The 19,275-nt window shown below is 43.9% G+C and carries 22 protein-coding genes; 7 read left to right on the forward strand and 15 right to left on the reverse strand.

What is annotated here, in order from left to right; translation table 11 throughout:
- Nucleotides 1–7: 7 nt before the first annotated feature.
- From hpaB to CGZ90_RS04500, 5 genes are all read right to left on the reverse strand, one after another.
- Nucleotides 8–1,483, reverse strand: a complete 1,476-nt coding sequence (hpaB, locus tag CGZ90_RS04475) for a 4-hydroxyphenylacetate 3-monooxygenase, oxygenase component (protein WP_094251118.1) — start codon at nucleotides 1,481–1,483, stop codon at nucleotides 8–10.
- A 12-nt stretch (nucleotides 1,484–1,495) separates the two neighbouring features.
- Complete coding sequence (gene hpaE, locus CGZ90_RS04480) at nucleotides 1,496–3,010, reverse strand: 5-carboxymethyl-2-hydroxymuconate semialdehyde dehydrogenase (protein ID WP_094251119.1); 1,515 nt, start codon at nucleotides 3,008–3,010, stop codon at nucleotides 1,496–1,498.
- Nucleotides 2,991–3,785, reverse strand: a complete 795-nt coding sequence (locus tag CGZ90_RS04485; protein WP_094251120.1) for a fumarylacetoacetate hydrolase family protein — start codon at nucleotides 3,783–3,785, stop codon at nucleotides 2,991–2,993. The genes hpaE and CGZ90_RS04485 overlap by 20 nt, the downstream gene beginning before the upstream one ends.
- Entirely contained in the window at nucleotides 3,782–4,711 is a 930-nt protein-coding gene (gene hpaI, locus CGZ90_RS04490; protein WP_094251121.1) for a 2,4-dihydroxyhept-2-ene-1,7-dioic acid aldolase, read from the reverse strand. Before hpaI ends, CGZ90_RS04485 begins: the two co-directional genes overlap by 4 nt.
- 578 nt (nucleotides 4,712–5,289) lie before the next feature.
- On the reverse strand, nucleotides 5,290–5,946 hold the full coding sequence (locus tag CGZ90_RS04500; RefSeq protein WP_094251123.1) for a GntR family transcriptional regulator: 657 nt from the start codon (nucleotides 5,944–5,946) through the stop codon (nucleotides 5,290–5,292).
- A gap of 178 nt (nucleotides 5,947–6,124) precedes the next feature.
- Between CGZ90_RS04500 and CGZ90_RS04505 the strand changes: the two genes are divergently transcribed.
- Nucleotides 6,125–6,406 (forward strand): late competence development ComFB family protein, encoded by a 282-nt coding sequence (locus tag CGZ90_RS04505; RefSeq protein WP_094251124.1) that lies wholly within the window; start codon nucleotides 6,125–6,127, stop codon nucleotides 6,404–6,406.
- Nucleotides 6,407–6,591: 185 nt separating this feature from the next.
- A complete protein-coding gene (gene cspD / locus CGZ90_RS04510; protein ID WP_094251125.1) occupies nucleotides 6,592–6,792 on the forward strand; it encodes a cold-shock protein CspD in 201 nt (66 codons plus the stop codon).
- 277 nt (nucleotides 6,793–7,069) lie between these two features.
- On the opposite strand, the gene CGZ90_RS04515 is transcribed toward cspD, so the two are convergent.
- The 3 genes from CGZ90_RS04515 to CGZ90_RS04525 form a co-directional block, all read right to left on the reverse strand.
- A complete protein-coding gene (locus tag CGZ90_RS04515; protein ID WP_094251126.1) occupies nucleotides 7,070–7,936 on the reverse strand; it encodes a hypothetical protein in 867 nt (288 codons plus the stop codon).
- A 155-nt stretch (nucleotides 7,937–8,091) separates the two neighbouring features.
- Entirely contained in the window at nucleotides 8,092–8,496 is a 405-nt protein-coding gene (locus CGZ90_RS04520; protein WP_338032202.1) for a hypothetical protein, read from the reverse strand.
- A 350-nt stretch (nucleotides 8,497–8,846) separates the two neighbouring features.
- Nucleotides 8,847–9,959, reverse strand: a complete 1,113-nt coding sequence (locus tag CGZ90_RS04525; protein WP_094251127.1) for a hypothetical protein — start codon at nucleotides 9,957–9,959, stop codon at nucleotides 8,847–8,849.
- Between the two features lie 116 nt (nucleotides 9,960–10,075).
- Between CGZ90_RS04525 and CGZ90_RS04530 the strand changes: the two genes are divergently transcribed.
- Entirely contained in the window at nucleotides 10,076–10,417 is a 342-nt protein-coding gene (locus tag CGZ90_RS04530; RefSeq protein ID WP_094251128.1) for a ribonuclease M5, read from the forward strand.
- Between the two features lie 21 nt (nucleotides 10,418–10,438).
- Here CGZ90_RS04530 and CGZ90_RS04535 read toward each other — a convergent pair whose 3' ends face one another.
- On the reverse strand, nucleotides 10,439–10,819 hold the full coding sequence (locus CGZ90_RS04535; RefSeq protein WP_240515342.1) for a VOC family protein: 381 nt from the start codon (nucleotides 10,817–10,819) through the stop codon (nucleotides 10,439–10,441).
- A gap of 6 nt (nucleotides 10,820–10,825) precedes the next feature.
- Nucleotides 10,826–12,058 (reverse strand): MDR family MFS transporter, encoded by a 1,233-nt coding sequence (locus CGZ90_RS04540; protein WP_094251130.1) that lies wholly within the window; start codon nucleotides 12,056–12,058, stop codon nucleotides 10,826–10,828.
- A gap of 517 nt (nucleotides 12,059–12,575) precedes the next feature.
- On the opposite strand from CGZ90_RS04540, the gene CGZ90_RS04550 reads away from it, so the two are divergent.
- Together CGZ90_RS04550 and CGZ90_RS04555 are read left to right on the forward strand one after the other, a co-directional pair.
- On the forward strand, nucleotides 12,576–13,208 hold the full coding sequence (locus tag CGZ90_RS04550; RefSeq protein ID WP_165766801.1) for a deoxynucleoside kinase: 633 nt from the start codon (nucleotides 12,576–12,578) through the stop codon (nucleotides 13,206–13,208).
- A gap of 137 nt (nucleotides 13,209–13,345) precedes the next feature.
- On the forward strand, nucleotides 13,346–13,564 hold the full coding sequence (locus CGZ90_RS04555) for a hypothetical protein (protein WP_094251133.1): 219 nt from the start codon (nucleotides 13,346–13,348) through the stop codon (nucleotides 13,562–13,564).
- A 23-nt stretch (nucleotides 13,565–13,587) separates the two neighbouring features.
- Here CGZ90_RS04555 and CGZ90_RS04560 read toward each other — a convergent pair whose 3' ends face one another.
- The 5 genes from CGZ90_RS04560 to CGZ90_RS04580 all read right to left on the reverse strand — a co-directional run bounded on the left by CGZ90_RS04560 (nucleotide 13,588) and on the right by CGZ90_RS04580 (nucleotide 17,043).
- Nucleotides 13,588–13,905, reverse strand: a complete 318-nt coding sequence (locus CGZ90_RS04560) for a hypothetical protein (protein ID WP_094251134.1) — start codon at nucleotides 13,903–13,905, stop codon at nucleotides 13,588–13,590.
- Between the two features lie 61 nt (nucleotides 13,906–13,966).
- Entirely contained in the window at nucleotides 13,967–14,899 is a 933-nt protein-coding gene (locus CGZ90_RS04565) for a magnesium transporter CorA family protein (RefSeq protein WP_094251135.1), read from the reverse strand.
- Between the two features lie 116 nt (nucleotides 14,900–15,015).
- On the reverse strand, nucleotides 15,016–15,390 hold the full coding sequence (locus CGZ90_RS04570; RefSeq protein WP_094251136.1) for a cupin domain-containing protein: 375 nt from the start codon (nucleotides 15,388–15,390) through the stop codon (nucleotides 15,016–15,018).
- Nucleotides 15,391–15,404: 14 nt separating this feature from the next.
- Nucleotides 15,405–15,833: a DnaJ family domain-containing protein gene (locus CGZ90_RS04575; RefSeq protein ID WP_379675156.1), complete on the reverse strand. Its 429-nt coding sequence runs from the start codon at nucleotides 15,831–15,833 to the stop codon at nucleotides 15,405–15,407.
- A gap of 262 nt (nucleotides 15,834–16,095) precedes the next feature.
- Nucleotides 16,096–17,043: an ABC transporter substrate-binding protein gene (locus CGZ90_RS04580; protein WP_094251138.1), complete on the reverse strand. Its 948-nt coding sequence runs from the start codon at nucleotides 17,041–17,043 to the stop codon at nucleotides 16,096–16,098.
- A 182-nt stretch (nucleotides 17,044–17,225) separates the two neighbouring features.
- Between CGZ90_RS04580 and CGZ90_RS04585 the strand changes: the two genes are divergently transcribed.
- Together CGZ90_RS04585 and CGZ90_RS04590 are read left to right on the forward strand one after the other, a co-directional pair.
- Entirely contained in the window at nucleotides 17,226–18,227 is a 1,002-nt protein-coding gene (locus CGZ90_RS04585; protein ID WP_379675184.1) for a FecCD family ABC transporter permease, read from the forward strand.
- Nucleotides 18,224–19,270 (forward strand): FecCD family ABC transporter permease, encoded by a 1,047-nt coding sequence (locus CGZ90_RS04590; RefSeq protein WP_094251140.1) that lies wholly within the window; start codon nucleotides 18,224–18,226, stop codon nucleotides 19,268–19,270. The genes CGZ90_RS04585 and CGZ90_RS04590 overlap by 4 nt, the downstream gene beginning before the upstream one ends.
- The last annotated feature ends 5 nt before the right edge of the window (nucleotides 19,271–19,275 follow it).

Here is a 19,275-nt window from a genome sequence, read left to right on the forward strand (position 1 = left end):
CTTCCTCCTACACCCCGGTATAGTTATGATTGCTTGTTTTTACACGGTTCAAAAACTCTTGAACCATCTCTTTGTACGGATCTTTGTTAAAAGAATCATAGTAGATGTTGGACATGCGGGCAGGGTCGCCGAAGAAGTAATATTCATACAGCGCCTGTCTGCCGCCGAATGAGCTGAGAGAAATGTCCCACGCGAGACGGAATAGCTGGACACGTTCAAAGCCGTCTATTTTCGCCCCCTGCGTATAGCGATGCACGAGTGGTCCGATGTCTTCCGCGTTGAAATCCGCTTCAGTCGGAATACCCATCAAACCGGATGCACCGAGAATACGTACGATCTCTACCATGCGCTGATACATTTTCGGATACCAGTTGCGCGCTGCATTAAGCGGAGCAAAGTCGGGAGTCATGTTCCCGTACTTGTCAATGCTTGCGTTTTGCTCGGCACGATACAGATGAGAGCGCATCGTTTCAAGTATGAGCATTACTTCAGATGCTTTTTCCTTCACGTGAGGAAACACGTCAATTCCGATGGCGTCCATCATGCTTAAGATCACACCTAGAACAAACTCAGTCTTCACCGTATTCTTAGCGATTACTTGATGAGCCATGTGCACGATTGCGTTTGTCTCTACATATGTTCTGTTGCAGATGTCCGAGCTTCCGCCCACGAATACGCGGTCCCAAGGCACAAGTACATTATCAAACACCACGATTGCGTCACTTTCCTCGAAACGAGAGCTGAGCGGGTGGTCCCACTGGCTCTTGCCTTGATCAAATGACTCGCGGCAAAGGAATTTTAACCCTTCTGTATTATTCGGAAGCGCAAACGCCATCGCGTAAGGATCATCTTCTGATGATGCTTTGTTTAGCGTTGAAGGGAATACAACGATTTCATCTGTCACTCCTCCAAGTGTAGCAAGAAGGCGTGCGCCTTTCACAATGATGCCGTCCTTATTTTTCTCTACAATCCTTGCACTGAGATACGGATCATTCTGTTCGGACTGCTTCTTAGAGCGGTTTGTCTGCGGATGGATAAGAGTGTGTGTTAAGCTAACGTCATTCTCCCGGCAATAGTCATAATAATTACGGGCGTTTTCCGCAAACATCGGATCACTTTGGGCAAAAAAGCTTTCAGCCGTACCGAACGCCATCACGCTTGTGTTTAAATAGTCAGGCGTGCGGCCCATCATCCCGCCTGTATAGCGAGCCCACTCGGAGATCATCTCACGGCGGCGCACGAGATCATCGACCGTTTTTGGAGCGATGAAGGAAAGCCCCACTTTGTCACCTGTTTTTTCTGACGTGTAGAGCATCTTGTCTGCTTTCTCATGCTGGAGGTCATACAGGCTGGCAATGGATGTGACAATGTTTTTGAACGCCGGATGGTTCGGAACATCATCCACCTTCTCGCCATGAATCCAAACGTTATTTTTCGCTGCTTTCAACCCTTGTATATATTGTTCCCCAGTGCGTGCAGGCAAAGAAATCCCTCCTTAATTTTTCGCTTCCGCTTCCGCCGTTTTCTTTTTCTTTCCGAATTGCTGGATATGATGATCATTGAGCGCCACATGGATCACCTTCAATTCGGTGTAAAATTCGAATGCATAGTGCCCGCCTTCGCGGCCGATGCCAGATGACTTGCTGCCTCCGAACGGAATTCGAAGATCGCGCACGTTCTGCGAGTTCACCCAAAGCATCCCTGCTTCAACGGCTCCGGCAACACGGTGCCCTTTTTTCATGTCATTTGTCCAAACATAGCCAGCCAGTCCGTATTTCACATCATTAGCCATCTCGATGACTTCTTCCTCTGACGAGAACGAGATCACTGACAATACAGGTCCAAAGATTTCTTCCTGAGCAACGGTCATGTCATTTTTTACTCCAAGTAGCAATGTAGGCGGCACGAAGTTTCCTTTTGAAAGACTCGAAGGTACCTCAGCAGCATAAACTTCTGCACCTTCAGATTTTGCAATTTCCAAATACCGCTTCACATTTTCATAGTGTTCTGTATGAATGAGCGGACCGACTTCTGTGTCGCTATGCGCAGGGTCTCCTACGATAATGTTATCGACTCTCTCTTTTAATCTCGCGACGAACTCATCCTTGATAGACTCTTGGATGAACAAACGGGAATTCGCCGTGCAGCGCTCTCCGTTAAACGAGAAAATACCCCATACGCAAGCATCGAGAGCCCGATCCATCTCGCAGTCTTCGAAAACGATGATCGGCGATTTTCCGCCTAGCTCCATCGAAAAGCGCTTCAGTGCGTCAGCTCCGTTTTTCATAATTTCAGAGCCTGTTTTTGTTTCACCTGTGAAGGAGATTAGCTGAACGTCAGGATGAGCAACAAGTGCAGCTCCCGCCGTCTCACCAAATCCGTGGACGACGTTGAACACGCCTTCAGGCAGCCCTGCTTCATGCACAATTTCTGCTAGCTTGTTAGCCGTTAGAGGCGACCACTCGGCAGGTTTCAAGATTACCGTATTGCCCGTAGCGAGCGCTGGTGCGACCTTCCATGTTTCAAGCATGAACGGAGCGTTCCATGGTGTGATCAGCCCTGCGACTCCCACCGGTTTATGCACGGTGTAGTTCATAAACTCGTCGTCCACATGATATGCTTCTCCGACCATGCGGTTTTTTACCATCTCCGCATAAAAGCGGAAGTTATCGGCAGCACGGCCGACCATCTTTTTTGTCTGCGCGATCGGCAGACCCGTATCGAGTGATTCGAGCAGTGCGATCTCTTTTATGTCACGGTCGATAAGCTCGGCAATTTTATAGATGTGCTTCATCCGTTCGTCAAGCTTCATCCTGCCCCAAGGACCTTTTTTGAAAGCTTGTTTGGCTGCCGCAACAGCTCGGCTTATGTCCTCTTGCGCCCCTTCTGAAACGTTATTTATCGTCTCATTTGTAAAAGGATTCATGTTAACAAACGTCTCTCCGTTTACCGATGGTACGAATTCTCCATTAATATAGAGTGCAATTAGTTCAGGAACGGCTGGCTTCATTCTCTTTCCCCCCTGAGCTTACAGGCTGTGTGCGTCCATCGACGATCTTATTTTCAAGAGCGCCTAAATAGTCAATCTCAAGTCGAACTGTGTCTCCCGGGAATACGTGAGAGATTCCTTTAGGTGTTCCAGTTAAAATCACATCATTCGGTTCAAGCGTCATGAAGGAAGAGACAAACTCAATGATTTCACCGATTGAGTACATAAGATCCTTCGTGTTCCCCTGCTGGCGTAGTTCCCCGTTCACATACGTGCGAAGTTCAAGATTATTAACATCAGGAATGTCAGCGGCATCAACGAAGAATGGCCCGAGCGGTCCGAACGTATCATGCCCTTTTGCACGGACAGGCGGACGGTAGAAATTGTTGACAAAGTCACGGACCGTCACATCGTTCGCAATCGTGTAACCGCTTACATATTCCATCGCTTCTTCAGCCTTGATCTTCTTACCTTCCTTGCCAATCACGACTGCCAGTTCGTTTTCGTAGTGCATGTACGTCGCACCGTCCGGATAGAAAACAGGTGCATTATGTCCGACAAGAGAAGAATTAGGCTTAATGAACAATACAGGTTCTGCCGGTTTTTCAAGTCCGAGTTCATCCGCATGATCGGCATAATTCAGCGCCAAGCCGATCATCTTATTCGGCTGGAACGGTGTCAGCCATGTTTGAATTTCACTTACCTGGGCACTTTTGCCAGACGTAAAAGTTATCAAATCATCTTCTACAATCCCCGTCTGTTCGCGCCCCTCAAAAATCACTCTTGCTTTCATCATCTCACTTCACTCCCTGCTTCTTTTACTAGATCATAGCTTGCCAGTACAGAACGTATTTCTTTTTGCAATGCCTCGGACGGCAGATCCATTGGCAGTCTCAGCTTAGGAGTAATCTTGCCCATCATTCCAAGCGCAGCCTTCAAAGGTGCTGGATTTGTGTCTTTGAATAGAACATCGTTCAGAGGCATCAAATCATAATGAAGCTTTAGTGCATCTTCTACTCTGCCTGCTTCCCATGCGTTATAAACCTCGGCTACCTTGCCTGGCATAATGTTTGCTGTTGCGCTGATATAGCCTGCGCCACCGATAGCAAGCATCGGATAACAGAGCAGCTCAATTCCTGAATATAAAAGGAAGTCACGTCCGCAGTGAAGCAGTACACGGTTAATATGTTCAAAATCTTTATTTGATTCTTTTACTCCGATGATGTTTGGGCAGTCTTCGTTGAGTCTAGCGAGTGTGGCAACTTCCAGGTTAACGGCTGTGCGTCCTGGGATGTTGTAAACGATAAGAGGAATGTCTACGCTGTCTGCAATCGTTTTAAAATGCTTGTAAAGCGCATGCTGTGAGGGCTTGTTGTAGTAAGGGACGATGACCATAGCGGCATCAGCACCCATTTCCTGTGCGAGCTTTGTCAGGTGAAGTGTTTCTTGATGGTTAGTAGACCCGGTGCCAGGCACCACAGGCAAACGGCCTTTTGCTGTCCGAATTGCGGTCTCCATAACTTTTTCACGTTCACTGAGAGTGAGGGAGCTTGGCTCTCCTGTCGTTCCTGTAACTGAGATGCCGTGGCTTCCGCTTTCAATATGCCAGTTTATAAGAGATTTCAGTGTATCATAATCGACCGACTCGTCTTCCTTAAAAGGCGTGATTATAGGGGCAATTGATCCTCTAAGCACCCTTTTAACTTCTTCAATTTTCTTCAATCGCTTTCTCTCCTTTTCATTTGAAATAAGGCTAAATTGTAAAAGATTGTTGCTTTAGAACGATTTTTTTGTAGGAAAGTTCATTGGAATACCTCTCAATAATTCGATGCCGAGACCATGCGCAATCTTTCCATTCTCCGTTCAATTCTTTGGCTGACTCATCATCACATACGCTTAATCTTCTTGAATACATCATTGATGGGTTGATCGGAGTGTAAGGTGCCGACTCCTCGAAAATAAAGGTGACATTTTCTTCGTGCGATGTCTTGCTGCGTAGCCTTCCTTATCCAGCGGGATGAGCGGGACAGGTGAGACCCTTTAGGGCGCGCAGCGGCAAAGGGGCTCACTTGTCCAGCAGAAAACGGCTAGCCCCTCGAGGTCAAAAGGGCAAGTGTCTAATAAGTCAAAAACCGACTTACCGGCCCCTTTCCCTTTTGCTTGTCGGGGCTGAACGAGCCGACCCGTGCTTTTCGCCACGCCCCGCGGAAAGCGTGCACCTGAAACGGAGATCAACCACTTCTCTGAATTCTTTCAAAGCAACTTGGTTTACGAAAACAGCCTGAAATGACCAGCCACAGTTATGAATTCTTTTTTTCAAGAAATGCCTGCAGCGTGTTCAGTTTGTGCCTTCTGGCAAATTCTTCGATCTTCTGCTCCGATGCTTTTTCGGACATAAGCCTGATGAGAGTTTCATGTTCTTCGATGGACTTTTTCATCCGGTCTGGTCTTAGTGCTGTCCCCTTTTTCCTTACAGAATCAAGCCTTTGCCACGTTTGCAGGATGCTTTGCAGCAAATACTCATTGCCGCAATACTGGTATGTCAGCTTATGAAACTCACGGTTATAGCTCGAAAAAAGGGGGAGATCGAGGTCTTGCAATGCTTCCGACATTCTTTCATTGAGCTTGGTAAGCTCTGAAAGCGACTGCTTTGTTACATGCCTTGAAGACAATGAAGTTGCAACACCTTCAAGTACAGCCAGCACCGACAAGGTCTCCATGTAAGCCTTCTCATTAAAGGGCGTAACAATGGCTCCGCTGTTCGGAGTGAAGGTGATCAGACCGTCTGCCTCAAGCTGCCTTATGGCCTCCCGGACAGGAATGGCGCTTGTCTTCAATTCTCTTGCAAGCTGATCAATGACAACACGATGGCCAGGCTCATAGCGGCTGTCTAGTATCCGGCTTCGGATAACCTGATAAGCATATTGCTGTTTGCTCATTTTGTTTGTCGTGTTCATATTCTTATGTTATCTGAAAATCATATATGATTTCAACTCAATATTCTGAAAAATCACATATTAATGAAAAAATAGTAATAATGTTCTATCTGTAGCGGTTTAAGTTTACTTATGTAGTAATAATAAGCTATTCTTAATAAATAATGAGATTTTTAGATTAAAGGGGCTAATACACACCATGAACGTAAAAAATGCAATGGAAATACTGGTGGAAGAAGCATTAAACAACTATTGGAGCCAGCTTCAGCTTCCTTGCAAATGTAACATCTGCAAAACGGATGTTTACGCGATAACTTTGAACAACCTCCCTCCTCGATATATTTCCAATGAAAATGGATTGGCTTTTGTGAAAGCGGAAAATTTTGATGATCAATCGAGAGTGAATATTTTAAATCAGATTGTTAAAGCAACTGGTGTGGTAGCAGTACGGCCCTCACACGAAATAAAACCATCTTCCTGATAATTCTAGAAGATGGTTTTTTGCGTTAACTCTTTCATTCCTTCCTCACTGCGGGCTTGATTCGAACAGATATCATATGGTATAGTAATTTCAACCATTTAGACTTTGTTTACGCTTTTCGAAAAAAGATTGACAGGTTTTATGGTAATATCGCACGACTGTGCAAAGTTTTAGGAGGCATTTACATGCAAACTGGTAAGGTAAAATGGTTTAACGCAGAAAAAGGTTTCGGTTTCATCGAAGTTGAAGGTGGAGACGATGTATTCGTACACTTCTCAGCAATCCAGTCTGAAGGCTTCAAGTCTTTAGAAGAAGGTCAAGAAGTTGAGTTCGAGATCGTTGAAGGCGCTCGCGGACCTCAAGCAGCTAACGTTGTTAAGAAGTAATAACACATATAAAAACCGGCATTTATGCCGGTTTTTTTTTATTTCTTCTATTATTCCTTTTGATACGCCTTGATCTTTGAGAGTATTTCATTTTTGTCTTCTTCGGAGAAGATCTTCAATTTATACAGCAATTGGGTGTAATGCTCCAGCTTCAGCAAAGAACTTTCTTTGTGCCACATAAGAGCCCTTCTTTCCTCAAGGAAACTTTTTTCCTTTTGAAAACATTATATGCCGAAAGCCAAATAAATGTCATTCCCTCAATAAAATAAGCTCTTTTCTACTGAATGGTTAGTGTTGACAGCATTGCTTTGAACTCATGCTCAAGCAAATCTGACTTTACTAAATGAAGAGTGACTTTAATACCCTTGCCATCTTTCTCTGCAATCACGATATACTTTTTATTTTCGTCATTCTCTGCAAACGCCGAATAAACAGTACCCTCCATTATCTTTTCAGACCCGCTTACATCCTGAACATTGCCGATATCTTTCAGTTCTTCTTGACTCCATTTTTTCAGTTCTTCCGCGTTATAGTCTGTGCCAAGAATTTCTATCCGGGCAAAGTTTTCCTCATGCTCATTCGAATAAAGCAAGTCTTTTCTCGGCTCCTCTTCAGTTGACTCGTAGCTGTCGAACTTGTAAAACGCGTAACCGATGTTCCCCACCGTATAGTATCCCGTCTTTTTTACTGTTTCTCCATTAACTGTGTACACAATTTCCTTCGTTTTTTCCGGCTGTGCACTTGGAGGGGCAATAGCAGTAAATTTGATCAACTCATACTGTCCAGCATCATTCTTTAAATATGTGAAACTGATGGTTGTTCCTTCTGACATCGAATCGACTGCATCAAAATGCTCTCCTTTTAAGCGCAGTGCGATTGTTTCGCCGGCAGTTTCCACTTCAATTGAGTTATTGTCAATCCTGCCGTTATAGGTTCCCTCTCCGCTCAGTGTCTCGTTTTTCTTTTCCTCATGCGCTTGCTGATTATCAGCAGGTTTGCTTTCCCCGCCATTACTGGATGCCGTTTTTTCTACTGCTGCCGGCTTTTTTACCGCTGCTTTTTCCTCTCCGCTGCTGCTGCAGCCTGCTATTATCGATAGCAGCAATGCTGCTGCACATAAAGAAACCTTTTTTCTTTTAATCATGATCATCACCTCATTATGATGGACGTTGTGGAGGATGCATTAGTTTCAGACGCTCGATCCTGCCCCTTATATCGTCTAAAAATTGATATATTTAATCATCATTGAAAGCTACGCAAAAAAAAACCGCCCTATTTGTAAGGCGGTTTTCAATCTCTTTAATAGCAGATAAAAGCGTTGATGCTTCTTGTATCTACTCCAAAATACATCCAGCGTCTTCCAGTCCAGCGGAAACCTGCGACTGACCTGCGGCCTACAAATGTAAGCCATGCCCAGAAGCTCGTGCCATTATCAAGCCAGATATAAACATACTGATATAAACATGGCCGGACAGCTCCAGGATCTACTGCATAAACGCCAGGTCCTCCGCCTCCTCCAATCTGATAAGCCTGTGACTGCTGCGGAATGAAGGAAGGTGGCGGTCCTGACGGAGTCATCCCTCCACCTCCACCTGGTGGTCCTCCTGGCGGGGGTGACGGGAATTGGCTTCCCTGGCCTCCTTGCCCGCCCTGTCCGCCTCCGCCGAAGCCTGGAAAGAACGGAAACATGCGATCTTGCGACAATATGGTCAACTCCATTCAAAAATGTGTTCCCAGTCATTTTATTCATCCTCTGTTCGCAAAGTATAGACAAGTATGGAGTTTTCCCGAAAAAACAGGGGTTGTGACTCCCTGTTTTAGGGTATGTATAAATTAACGACAGAAAAATAATGGAGGTGCAGGATGAGCCGCTTGTCAAAGGGGTTAAAGGGCATGCTGATCGCCTATGCTGTGCAGCAAGGAAAGAAAAGGCTGCTGCCTATCGTTTTAAAGAAGCTGAGAAAGAGATAAAGAAGCTGTCTCATTAGGTCATCTGTTTTGACCGGAGGAGACAGCTTTTTATCTTTTACCTGGATGTTTTGAAATCTATTACGTTAATTTGCATTATTTATCTGGAATTCCTCCATCTCCTTTTTAAGAAATTCCACTTGAAATTGCTCAATTTTCATCCCTATTGCTGTTTCGAATTTTTCATAAAAGTTACCATTTGCTGATTTTAGCATCAGACTGCCTATTGTTCTCCCGCCGTTGCGCTGAATGACTTCATCAATGGCATAATAGCTTTGCTTGTAAGGATTATGTGGTGAAGCATTCCGGTTAGCGTTCTCCCACTGGCTCATAGAGTGTATTTTTTTAAACGGTATTATATTCAGCGGCCTGAATGGAGGACGGAGCCGAACGCTTTTAACTGCGGCATATTCTGCTGCACCTTCTTCAAACCAACGGGGAAGATGGCGGTTGTCCAGCCCGTGTGATTCGAGATAGGCAACGAGCATATGGTGGCTGTATTCATGAGCAAAGCGTTTGAGCAGCCCTTCTTCATTCTCGCTTTCTGAGGTGCCGATAAAAAAATGGATCATCCTCTCCCTTGGCACATACATCCCTTTTAACGAATCAAAATGATGATTCGGCACGTTTTGCTGAAAGATGAGCGGATTCCTGTAAAAGATAACGGTGACAGGAACTGTTTCAAATTCCCCTGTCATGGCCGTCATGATCCTTGTAACCCCGTCCATGTGCAATATCATATTCTGCGCAGTTTTCCTGTCAGCCTCTTCAAAATAGAAGTTTATTTTTCCGTTTGACAAGTGCTGCAAGGAGCTCATGTAATTCAGCCTAGACTTCCCTCCTGAGCTTTTATACAACAGCGCTTCATGATATAAATACGTTTTTTCCCAAGGTGTTAAGACATGTACGGGCATCACTTTATACATGGCGTGATTGGCCAGTGATATGCCGGTCAGTGAAGAGGCAGCAAGTAAAAAAAACAATACGAGTCTAAGCAGCCGTGATATATTCCGGAGGTCCTTCGGCTGAGCTAGGAAAGAACGCAAAAGAAAGAGGATTACTATAAACATGACGGCAATCATGACAGCAGCGGCAGCGAGGCCGCTTTTCCCCCCAAGGAATAAGTAAATAACGAAGATTAGGATCACACTGAGCACACAACCTGTTATCCGCTTGGCAATTTTCAGGATGAGCACCATCCCCTTAACCTCCTTTCTGTTGTCTCTCTCCTGCATATGAAACCCTTTAAGAAAGGCTGTACTATTTTCATTATTTTTTCCATAAAGTGATAGAGAATCCTTTTTCAAAGGAGGAAATGATGACAGGTTATATTGTGGAAGGAAAAAGCGACTGTGAAAAGGTAATGAACGTGGTTCCTGATGCTCATTTTGTTATATTAAACGGCGTTTCATTTAAGCAAAAGGAAAGGCGTGCCATTGAAGAAGCGATCTCGATCTGTCACGAAGTGTTTATATTGACGGATCCTGATGAGGCCGGCGATATGATAGCAAAGAAGATAATGGACACGTATCCAGGCATTCAAAGGATCAAAATCGATCCAAGCCGTGCCAAAAATTCCAGAGAATCTAGATGTCGATATGGGGTCGAGTACTGTTCTGACCAATATTTAAGGGAAACACTGCCTGGCGCAAATTAGCCGCAGTGTTTCCCTTTTAGGTTACTTCTTTTTTTGTTCGAAAAACTCAAGATATTCTCCATCAGGACCGTAAAAGAAGAAATAATAACCGGTTGGCAGTTCAATCGGCTGCTCGTCTTTTAATGTAACACCATGGCTTTTCAGCTGCTCCAGCTTTTCTGAGATGCCGTCCACTGTAAAGGCAAGATGATGAACCTTCCCTTCTGTATGAACCTCGACCGGGTAACCTGCGATCAGTTCAACGAGCACCTTTCCGTCTTTTCCTAAAAATGCAAGATCAACTCCAACAATCGGATGCTCATAGCGGTCAATCAGTTCCAGTCCTAAAATACCGCAGTAAAAATCAAGAGATTTCTCCATGCTGCTTACCATAATTCCTGTATGTTCAAGTCCTTTAATCATAATGTTTTACACCCCGCTGTTAATAGTTTCTTTAGTTGAGTTTGATTTTCCCATCACACGCTGCCCTAGATGAAACATCGGAAGTCCGCTGAGCGAAATGAGCGCAAGAGTACCGAATATGTAAAATCCATTAGCGAATCCGTATGCTTCCAGCAGCATACCTCCGATCCATGGGCCGGCGCTGAAACCGATCGAACGCAATGACATAGCTCCGAAATAAGTGCCGCGCATATGCTCTGGTGCCAAATTGTCGAGCAATACATCACTCATAACAAAGACAATGATCTCTCCGATAGTGAGAAGAATCATGCTGATCACAAGAACGTGCCATTCATTTGACAGTCCAAAACCAAAAAGAGCCAAGCTAAAGGCAATGCTTCCTACCCTGAGTGAAAACATCGTATCAAATCTTCTCATAAAGTTCGTCACTGGATATTGCAATATAAGGACGGTTATGGCATTTACGAGTATAAGATACGAAAACAGCTTCACTCCATCCTTAAACTGCGGTGCACTGCCCAAATACTGTGCTAATGTCGAATCCATTTGTGCCTGACCCATCATGACCACAATGTTGCCAAGAAGGAAAAAAAGAAGGACTCTGTCTTGCGCTAGAACACTTATGGCTGCTTTTACTGAAAACTTCTTATCCTCTCCAGATGTGAGTGTACGCTGATACCTTTTCATTAACAAAAGAACTGTCACTGCGTAAGCCGCATAAAAAGCCGATGTGATTAAAAAGCCAGATGTTGAAGTAGATGTCCCCAGATGGGTCCCGATGACTGGACCTATCGCTGCACCTACGTTAATCGCAAAATATCTTGCGTTAAAAACAGACAGCCTGTTTTCTTTTGTTGTGACATCAGCCAGCAATGCTCTTGAAATGGGTTCAAACCAAGAACGGCAAAGCCCGCTCAAAGCATTTAAAAGAAAAAAGTGCCACAAGGCATCCGCAAAAGCATAGCCTGCGAAAACCGCACTCCAGACAAAAATCGCTGTAAGCATAACCGGAAAGCGTCCGATTCTGTCTGACAGATAGCCTCCGATAAATCCCCCAAGCGTTCCAGTTAACGCACTGGTTCCGATTACAAGGCCGATAATGCCAGGAGAGATCCCTTTAACCTCATAAAGGTAGATCGCTAAAAAGGGAATCGTCATAAAAAATGCCGCTCTTGTAAGCAGGGTTCCAGCTACGATTGTGAGCACGATCGGATGAGTCCGTTCCAGCAGTGCTCTCATAAATTCAGCCCCCAATATGTTTCTCTCTTTCTAATTCATTACTTTAACATGAATGAATACGAATTTTTCAAAAAGTTTTTTAATTTCCTGAAACTTTTTATCACATCAGCTCGTCTTATTCTGTGTACCCTTACCCCTGAAGGAAAGCCTCTGCCCAGCGCGGAGGCTTTTCTTTTGCCTTACAATAGGAATTTTTTTTATGAAAAGACACAATTATATAACGTTTATCAAAAAAATCACACATTTAACGCGGTACAGCGGCAGGCTGATATAGTATAGACATCCCTATCAACAACCCCCTTTTTCATTGTTAATTTGAAAAGAAGCTGAGCCCTCTGGGTTCAGCTTCTTTTCATGTGCTCCAGTTTGTCGCTTTTTAAACCTCTACTTCCACCGTGCTTACTATGTGTGGTATATTTATAGAAGTGCATTAACAAAAGCATACCATATCTAGCAAAAACCACTTACATAACAACAATATTTGGCTTGTTACAGGAGGCACAATTACGTGATAGTAATGGCAGGAATGATCGGCACGGGTAAAACGACGTACGCCGAGATCATCAGCGAGGCGCTGAACAGTGAAGTTTTTTACGAAAGTGTCGTGGATAACCCGATACTCCCCGATTATTACGAAAATCCAAAACGATGGGCGTTCCCACTACAGATTTATTTCTTGAACACCCGCTTTAAGACAATCCGTCAAGCGCGGCAAAATCACGATAATGTGCTCGATCGCAGCCTATATGAAGATCTGATCTTTGCAAGGCTTAACCATGAATCTGAGAACATGACGTCACTTGAGTTTGAAACGTATAGTGATTTATTAGAGACGATGATGAACGAAATCGATAAAATGCCGAAGCAGCGCCCAGATCTTCTTATTTATCTCGACAGCGACCTTGATACGGTGCTCAGCCGCATCCAGCAGCGTGGCCGTTCATATGAACAGGTTGATAATCATCCAGAACTGCTGAACTATTATGAAACACTGCACAATAAGTATAAAGAATGGATCCGCGAGTACGATAAAACACCAGTCCTGATCCTTGAGAGCAATAAATACGACATTTACAATGCAGCTGACAGAACGGCCGTGCTCGAACTCGTACAGAACAAGCTCCGTGAACTGCAGCTGGCTGCAGTTTAAGCAAACCTTATATTTATTATCCGGCGGATTAGACGCCGGTCTTTTTTGTGTTTCATCGCGGCAAATGAATAATCCGCGCCACTCGGCTGAACAATAGATAATAATATATTCTCTAAGCCCCAAAAGGAGTGGCAACGATGCTTACATTGATTCTGCTTGGCCTGTCAGCCATTATTTTAGCAGGCGGCCTCATATGGACTTATCAGCTTGGCAAAACACAAAAACAGCATGCTGATAATAAGATTCCCTCGGCGATCAGCCGCCATACAGTTGTGCTCAACCCCATCTTTCTGGCACTTATCTTATTTGGCGTTGTAGTATGGATCATGATTCTTGCTGCAGATATAATCAAGTAAAAAAGCCCCTTTTAGGGCTTTTTTTAATCCTTGCTTTCAAGTATGTTCATGCTTTCAATATGGCTGCGCGTAACGGGCTGGCCGAGATCATGAATCATCTGATAAACTTCGCGAAGTTTATGATCATATCGGTCATTGTCTGCATCTTCATGGTATTGTACATACGGGACATGCGAGCGGAGAAACGTATCGGTGGCTGCCACGTCAACTTCCTCAAGCATTTTTGCAAGTTTCCGCACTTCATCTGCATTAGCGCTGATCTCGAATTGAAATGTTGAAATAGTCTTATCAGAATGAATCTCACCGGTCTCCACATTCACGTAATACGGCTGTCGTTCCATCTCCAGATTCCCCCTTCCTTTTTCCTTAGGTTAAGCTGTATGGCAAGATATTATGTAAGCTTTACCACCAGCCTCTTCTTTTGAAAAATAGAAGGATGGATGCACCTAGCAATGCACAGACACCAAGCACCGCAAAATACCCGTAGTGCCAGCGAAGCTCAGGAATGTATTCAAAATTCATGCCGTAAAGACCAGCAATAAAGGTCAAGGGTACGAAGATAACACTGACTAGCGTCAAAGTCTTCATGATCCGGTTCATATGGTCAGACTTCAGAGATATCTGTAGGTCAAATATCCCTTGCAGGTTTTCCTTAAACGTATCGAGCGCGGAAGGGACACGCGAAAAGGTATTTTCCAGTTCTTCAAAATAGATTACGCTGTCTTCAGTAGAGAATGGAAAATCTTTATGTATCAGCTTTTTCAATACTCCTTCCTCAGACTCGACAACCTGCCTGAGCTTTACGAGGCGTTCTTTCCACCGAAAAACACTATGACCTATATCGTTCTCAAAAGGCTTCACAAACACACGTTTTTCGAGAGACAGCACTTCGTCAGATATACGGTCTACTGCATTTAAATAAGAAGACAATGTTTCATTCAAAATATGATATAAAACATGTGAAGTATCTTTCATGTGTTCAGGGTTTTCGGAGAAATCATGCTGCAGGCGCTTCCGCAATCCGTTTGGCCTTTCACATATGCAAATAACATAATGGGCGGATGCTAATACATTGACAGCGATCAGTTCCAGCATATCTGAAATGATAAAAGTAGATATCACGGCATGATCTTTATAAATATTGATTTGAGGATGATCACTAAATTTCTTAAGCCTGCCCAACGCTAGTTCATGAAGACTTAGCCTGCTCAATACGTCACTGCTCTCTGCTTCATCAAGCGATTCGAAATACAGCAGCTGCATCACGCCTTCTTCAGGTGGCGAAAGCTTCTTAATCGTCTCAGTTGTATGTTTTTTGCTGTTATATTTCAGCAACCGTACCACCGCCTTTGTCAGGCATTAGTGTTTCCTTATGGGGTACGGTACCATTCATCACAACGTTGCTTTACTCTGTTTTCTCTATGAATCGTACCGTACCCCACAAATCTGTACTATAGGGATACAGCAGTAATGGTTCTCACTTTCTTCATTAAAACGCGGTCACCGTGAGCTTTAGGGTTTGATATGACAAGAAACTCTACATCAGCTTCTGAATCATTTCGGATACAGTGCGGCACCCCAGCTGGTATTTCAATTCCTTCATGCTTTCTAATGATATAGTCAGATCCGTCCGATTCCATTATGGCTTCACCCTCAAGTACAAAGAAGAATTGATGGGAATGAACGTGATAATGCCTAGATTCAGAAGAAAATGGCGGCATCCTTTCATGCAGAATACTCAAATCCTGTCCATTAATAAGTTTCCAGGCTTCACACACATCACCCCAAAGATAATGCGGAGCGTTTCCTTTGTTGATGACTGTCATATTTCCTCCTGTAATTATGGCTTCAAATAGGTCTCCAATATAACTTTCCTTCGCTGTGCGGAAGGAGGGCAGCTGAAATTATGCTCTGTAACTTTTTTATTGATGCTTTCAACCGTTTTGCGGATGTTATATTCGCTCTCATATGTTTCGAGATCAGCCAACAGCTGGTCAATCTCTTTACCGAGCCTAATCCAGTTTGGCAGAATGTTATTGTCTTTCATCGTTTTATGCAGCTGTTTTAAAGGGTTGTAAACGAGGTTTTCGTCTAGTTTAAGCGGCTTACCATAGCCTGACAGATTTTCAAAGGCACCTTCTTTTTCAGCTCTTTTTACGATTGCTGTAATGTGGTCTTCATAGTACCAAGCATTCGTTTGTTCATCTTTCATGAGGATTTCTTTATTAATGTGCGCTTTTTCGAAGCTGTCGTTTTTTTTCATCATCATCCCTCCAGCCTTTTTACACTCTCTTATTACATTACGTATAAAATGGCTTAATGCCTTCTTTAAAATATGTCTGAATCGTTGCGAAAGTTTGTCAACATTATGACATTGGAAGCTGAATGATTTAATTAATAGTATAAAAGCGAGTGCCTGCTAATTCCCATCACATATTGAAATAAAATTGATTGCCAGTAGACCCATTACAAACATGGCTGCTTAATCCAAAGAAAAAAGCTGAAGGCTTTTTTAGCCTGCAGCTTCTTCATTATTTAATAAACTGTTTCTCAAGATCATCGATCATAAGGTTTGCTGCTTTTACACCGCCAGCAGTATTCCAGATCGCATCATCGACTTTGTGGACGTTGTTTTCCTTCACAACATTAAGGTTCTTCCACAATGGATCGTTAGTCCATTCCTTTTCAGTCTTGCTCGCCTCTCCATCGCCCGGCTCATAAGTGAAGTAGAACATCACGTCGCCTTCCATGTCCGGAATACGCTCTTTTGTCGCTTCTGCAGCAAATTCATCACTGTCTTGAACTTTTGGACGCTTAAATCCAATCTGTTCTAGAATTACACCTGAGAATGAGTTTTTAAAGTAGATTCTAGATGTTCCAGCCATGAATCGAACGACTGATACTTCCTTGTTCAGCTCATCGCCTGCTTCTTTTTTGAAGTCATCGATACGCTTGTCAAACGCGCTCATAACTTCTTTTCCTTTTTCTTCTTTATTCAATGCTTTCGCATACAATTCAAAGTTGATCTTCCAGTTTCCGCGCAGATCTTCAGAGAATACTGTTGGAGCGATCTTGCTTAACTGGTCATAATATTTTTCCTGTCTCATTTTGTTTCCGATAATTAAATCTGGTTTAAGAGCCATGATCGCTTCTACGTTAAGCTCGCTTTCATCTCCAACAACTTTAACATCCTTCATGTCATCTTTAATATGATTGTACCAAGGATCTCCAAGCCATGATTTTACTGCCCCGACCGGCTTAACTCCCATAGAAAGCACTGCTTCAGTTCCTTCGTTAGTTAAGATAACCACACGCTTATTGCTTTTTACTTCCGTTTCACCCATAGCATGTTTAACCGTATAGCTCTCGGTCTTTGCTGATTCCTTTTTCTCAGCCGCTTTATCACCGCATGCTGATAGAAGCAGCAGGACCCCCGCTAATAATGCGATAAACGCTTTGTATGTAAATGATCGACCCATTGTTATCTCCCCTTTTATGTATTCAATTGAAAATGATTTTCATTTACATTTTGTATCATAAAACAGAGTGAGAATGATTGTCAACTACAAATGATAATGATTTTCAAAATCATTGACTTTATCACGATTCTCTTCTAAAATTATCATTGAAAATGAATATCAATGAGGTCATCATGACAGAAATACTTAATACAAAATTCCATAAACTTGGCGGACTTTTACTTCTTATCTTGTTATCCTGTCTATTTGTATGGCTGAGTATCGTGCTTGGCTATACGAAAACATCATGGCATACAGCGATGGAAGCGTTTCAAAATTTTAATGGATCGAATGAACATATCATTATCCGTGAATCCAGGCTGCCCAGATCTATTGTCGGCATGGTGGTAGGCGGTTCACTTGCGGCGGCAGGACTCCTCCTTCAAGCCATCACCCGGAATCCAGTCGCGTCACCCGAATTTTTCGGCATTAATGCTGGAGCTGGATTTTTCATTGTCGTTGCGGTCACTTTCTTTGGAATCAGTTCCATTGAACAATTTATGTGGCTTGCACTGGCAGGAGGATCATTATCAGGCATAGCTGTTTATGCACTTGCCTCGGCAGGAAGAGGCGGAATGACGCCTGTCAAACTCACTTTAGCAGGGGCTGTTATGGCCGCCTTGTTTGCTTCCCTCACACAAGGCCTGCTCGTTATGAACGAGAAGGCACTTGAAGAGGTGCTCTTCTGGCTCGCTGGTTCAGTAGAGGGACGAAAGCTCAGCATGCTGGCAGATGTTCTTCCATTTATCACAGTTGGAATAATCGGAGCATTTCTGCTTTCACGTCAGCTGAACACATTTTTGTTAGGTGATGATGTTGCTGCCGGACTAGGGCAAAAGACAATACTGCAAAAGCTGCTCGCTTCTCTTTGTGTCATTCTCCTTGCTGGAGGATCTGTTGCGATTGCAGGACCAATCGGCTTTATTGGCATAGTTATCCCGCATTTCGCTAAGTTCCTTGCTGGAAACAACCATTATTGGCTTATTCCATACTCTTTTCTGCTAGGAGGCATCCTGCTTAATGCAGCTGACATTCTCGCACGTTATGTAATTATGCCAGAGGAAGTTCCAGTCGGTATTGTGACAGCAATGATTGGGGCGCCATTTTTTATATACATCGCAAGAAGAGGACATTTTAAAGGATGAGAAACTACCGAAAATTCCAAAGAGATTCTCTCTCTTTCTTAATTCACAAAAAAACAGTTGCGGCTTTTTTGTTCCTAACCGCAGCAGCACTTTTTTCAATCATCGTAAGCCTAGGCACTGGCGAGGTTTATGTCAGACCGCTCGACACAGCACTCGCGATTTTCGGTGCGGGAGATGAGTTCAATAATATGATAATCATGGAATTCCGTATGCCGCGTATACTCATTGCCTTTGGCGCTGGATGTGCTCTTGCATTGTCAGGTGCCATAGTGCAAGGCGTAATTAGAAACCCGCTCGCTTCTCCGGATATGATTGGAATAACTGGCGGTGCAGGTGTAGCAGCAGTAGCCTTTTTCACTATCTTTAGCAATAGCAGCAATGCTTTGACTGTCAGTATCATGTACTTGCCATTCTTTGCGTTTGCCGGTGCTGCTGCTGCTGCCATACTGCTGTACGTTCTTGCTTATAAAAAAGGCGTTTCCCCGATTCGGCTCGTATTAGTCGGTATCGGACTGATGGCATTATTTCAGGCATTGACTACATTAATGATTCTTATGGGGCCGATCTACACTGCCGGCCAGGCAACAGTCTGGCTGACAGGCAGCGTGAATGGAACAGCTTGGTCAGATGTCTATAGCTTTTTTCCATGGCTCATTTTGTCATTGTTTGCCTTGGTTCTTTTTACGAGACGGCTTAACATGCAGGAGCTTGGCGAAGAACTCTCCGTCAGTTCGGGCCAGCCCCTGCACCGTGACCGTTTTATCCTGCTGCTTATCAGTACGGCGCTCGCAGGATCTGCTGCCGCTTTCGCGGGAGCGATTGGATTTGTCGGGCTTGTCGCACCACACATTGCCCGGAGAATAACAGGTTCCTCACATGAAAACCTATTGCCGGTTGCCGGTATGATCGGAGGAATCATCACCGTACTTGCCGATTTCGCGGGACGCACGCTTTTCAGCCCGCTTCAGGTTCCAGCAGGCGTGTTTACTGCAGCTGTTGGAGCCCCATATTTTATATACTTGCTGATCAAGCAGCATCGTTAAGGAGA

Origin of the sequence: Fictibacillus aquaticus (assembly GCF_002245695.1) — a bacterium.
Taxonomy (GTDB): domain Bacteria; phylum Bacillota; class Bacilli; order Bacillales; family Fictibacillaceae; genus Fictibacillus; species Fictibacillus aquaticus.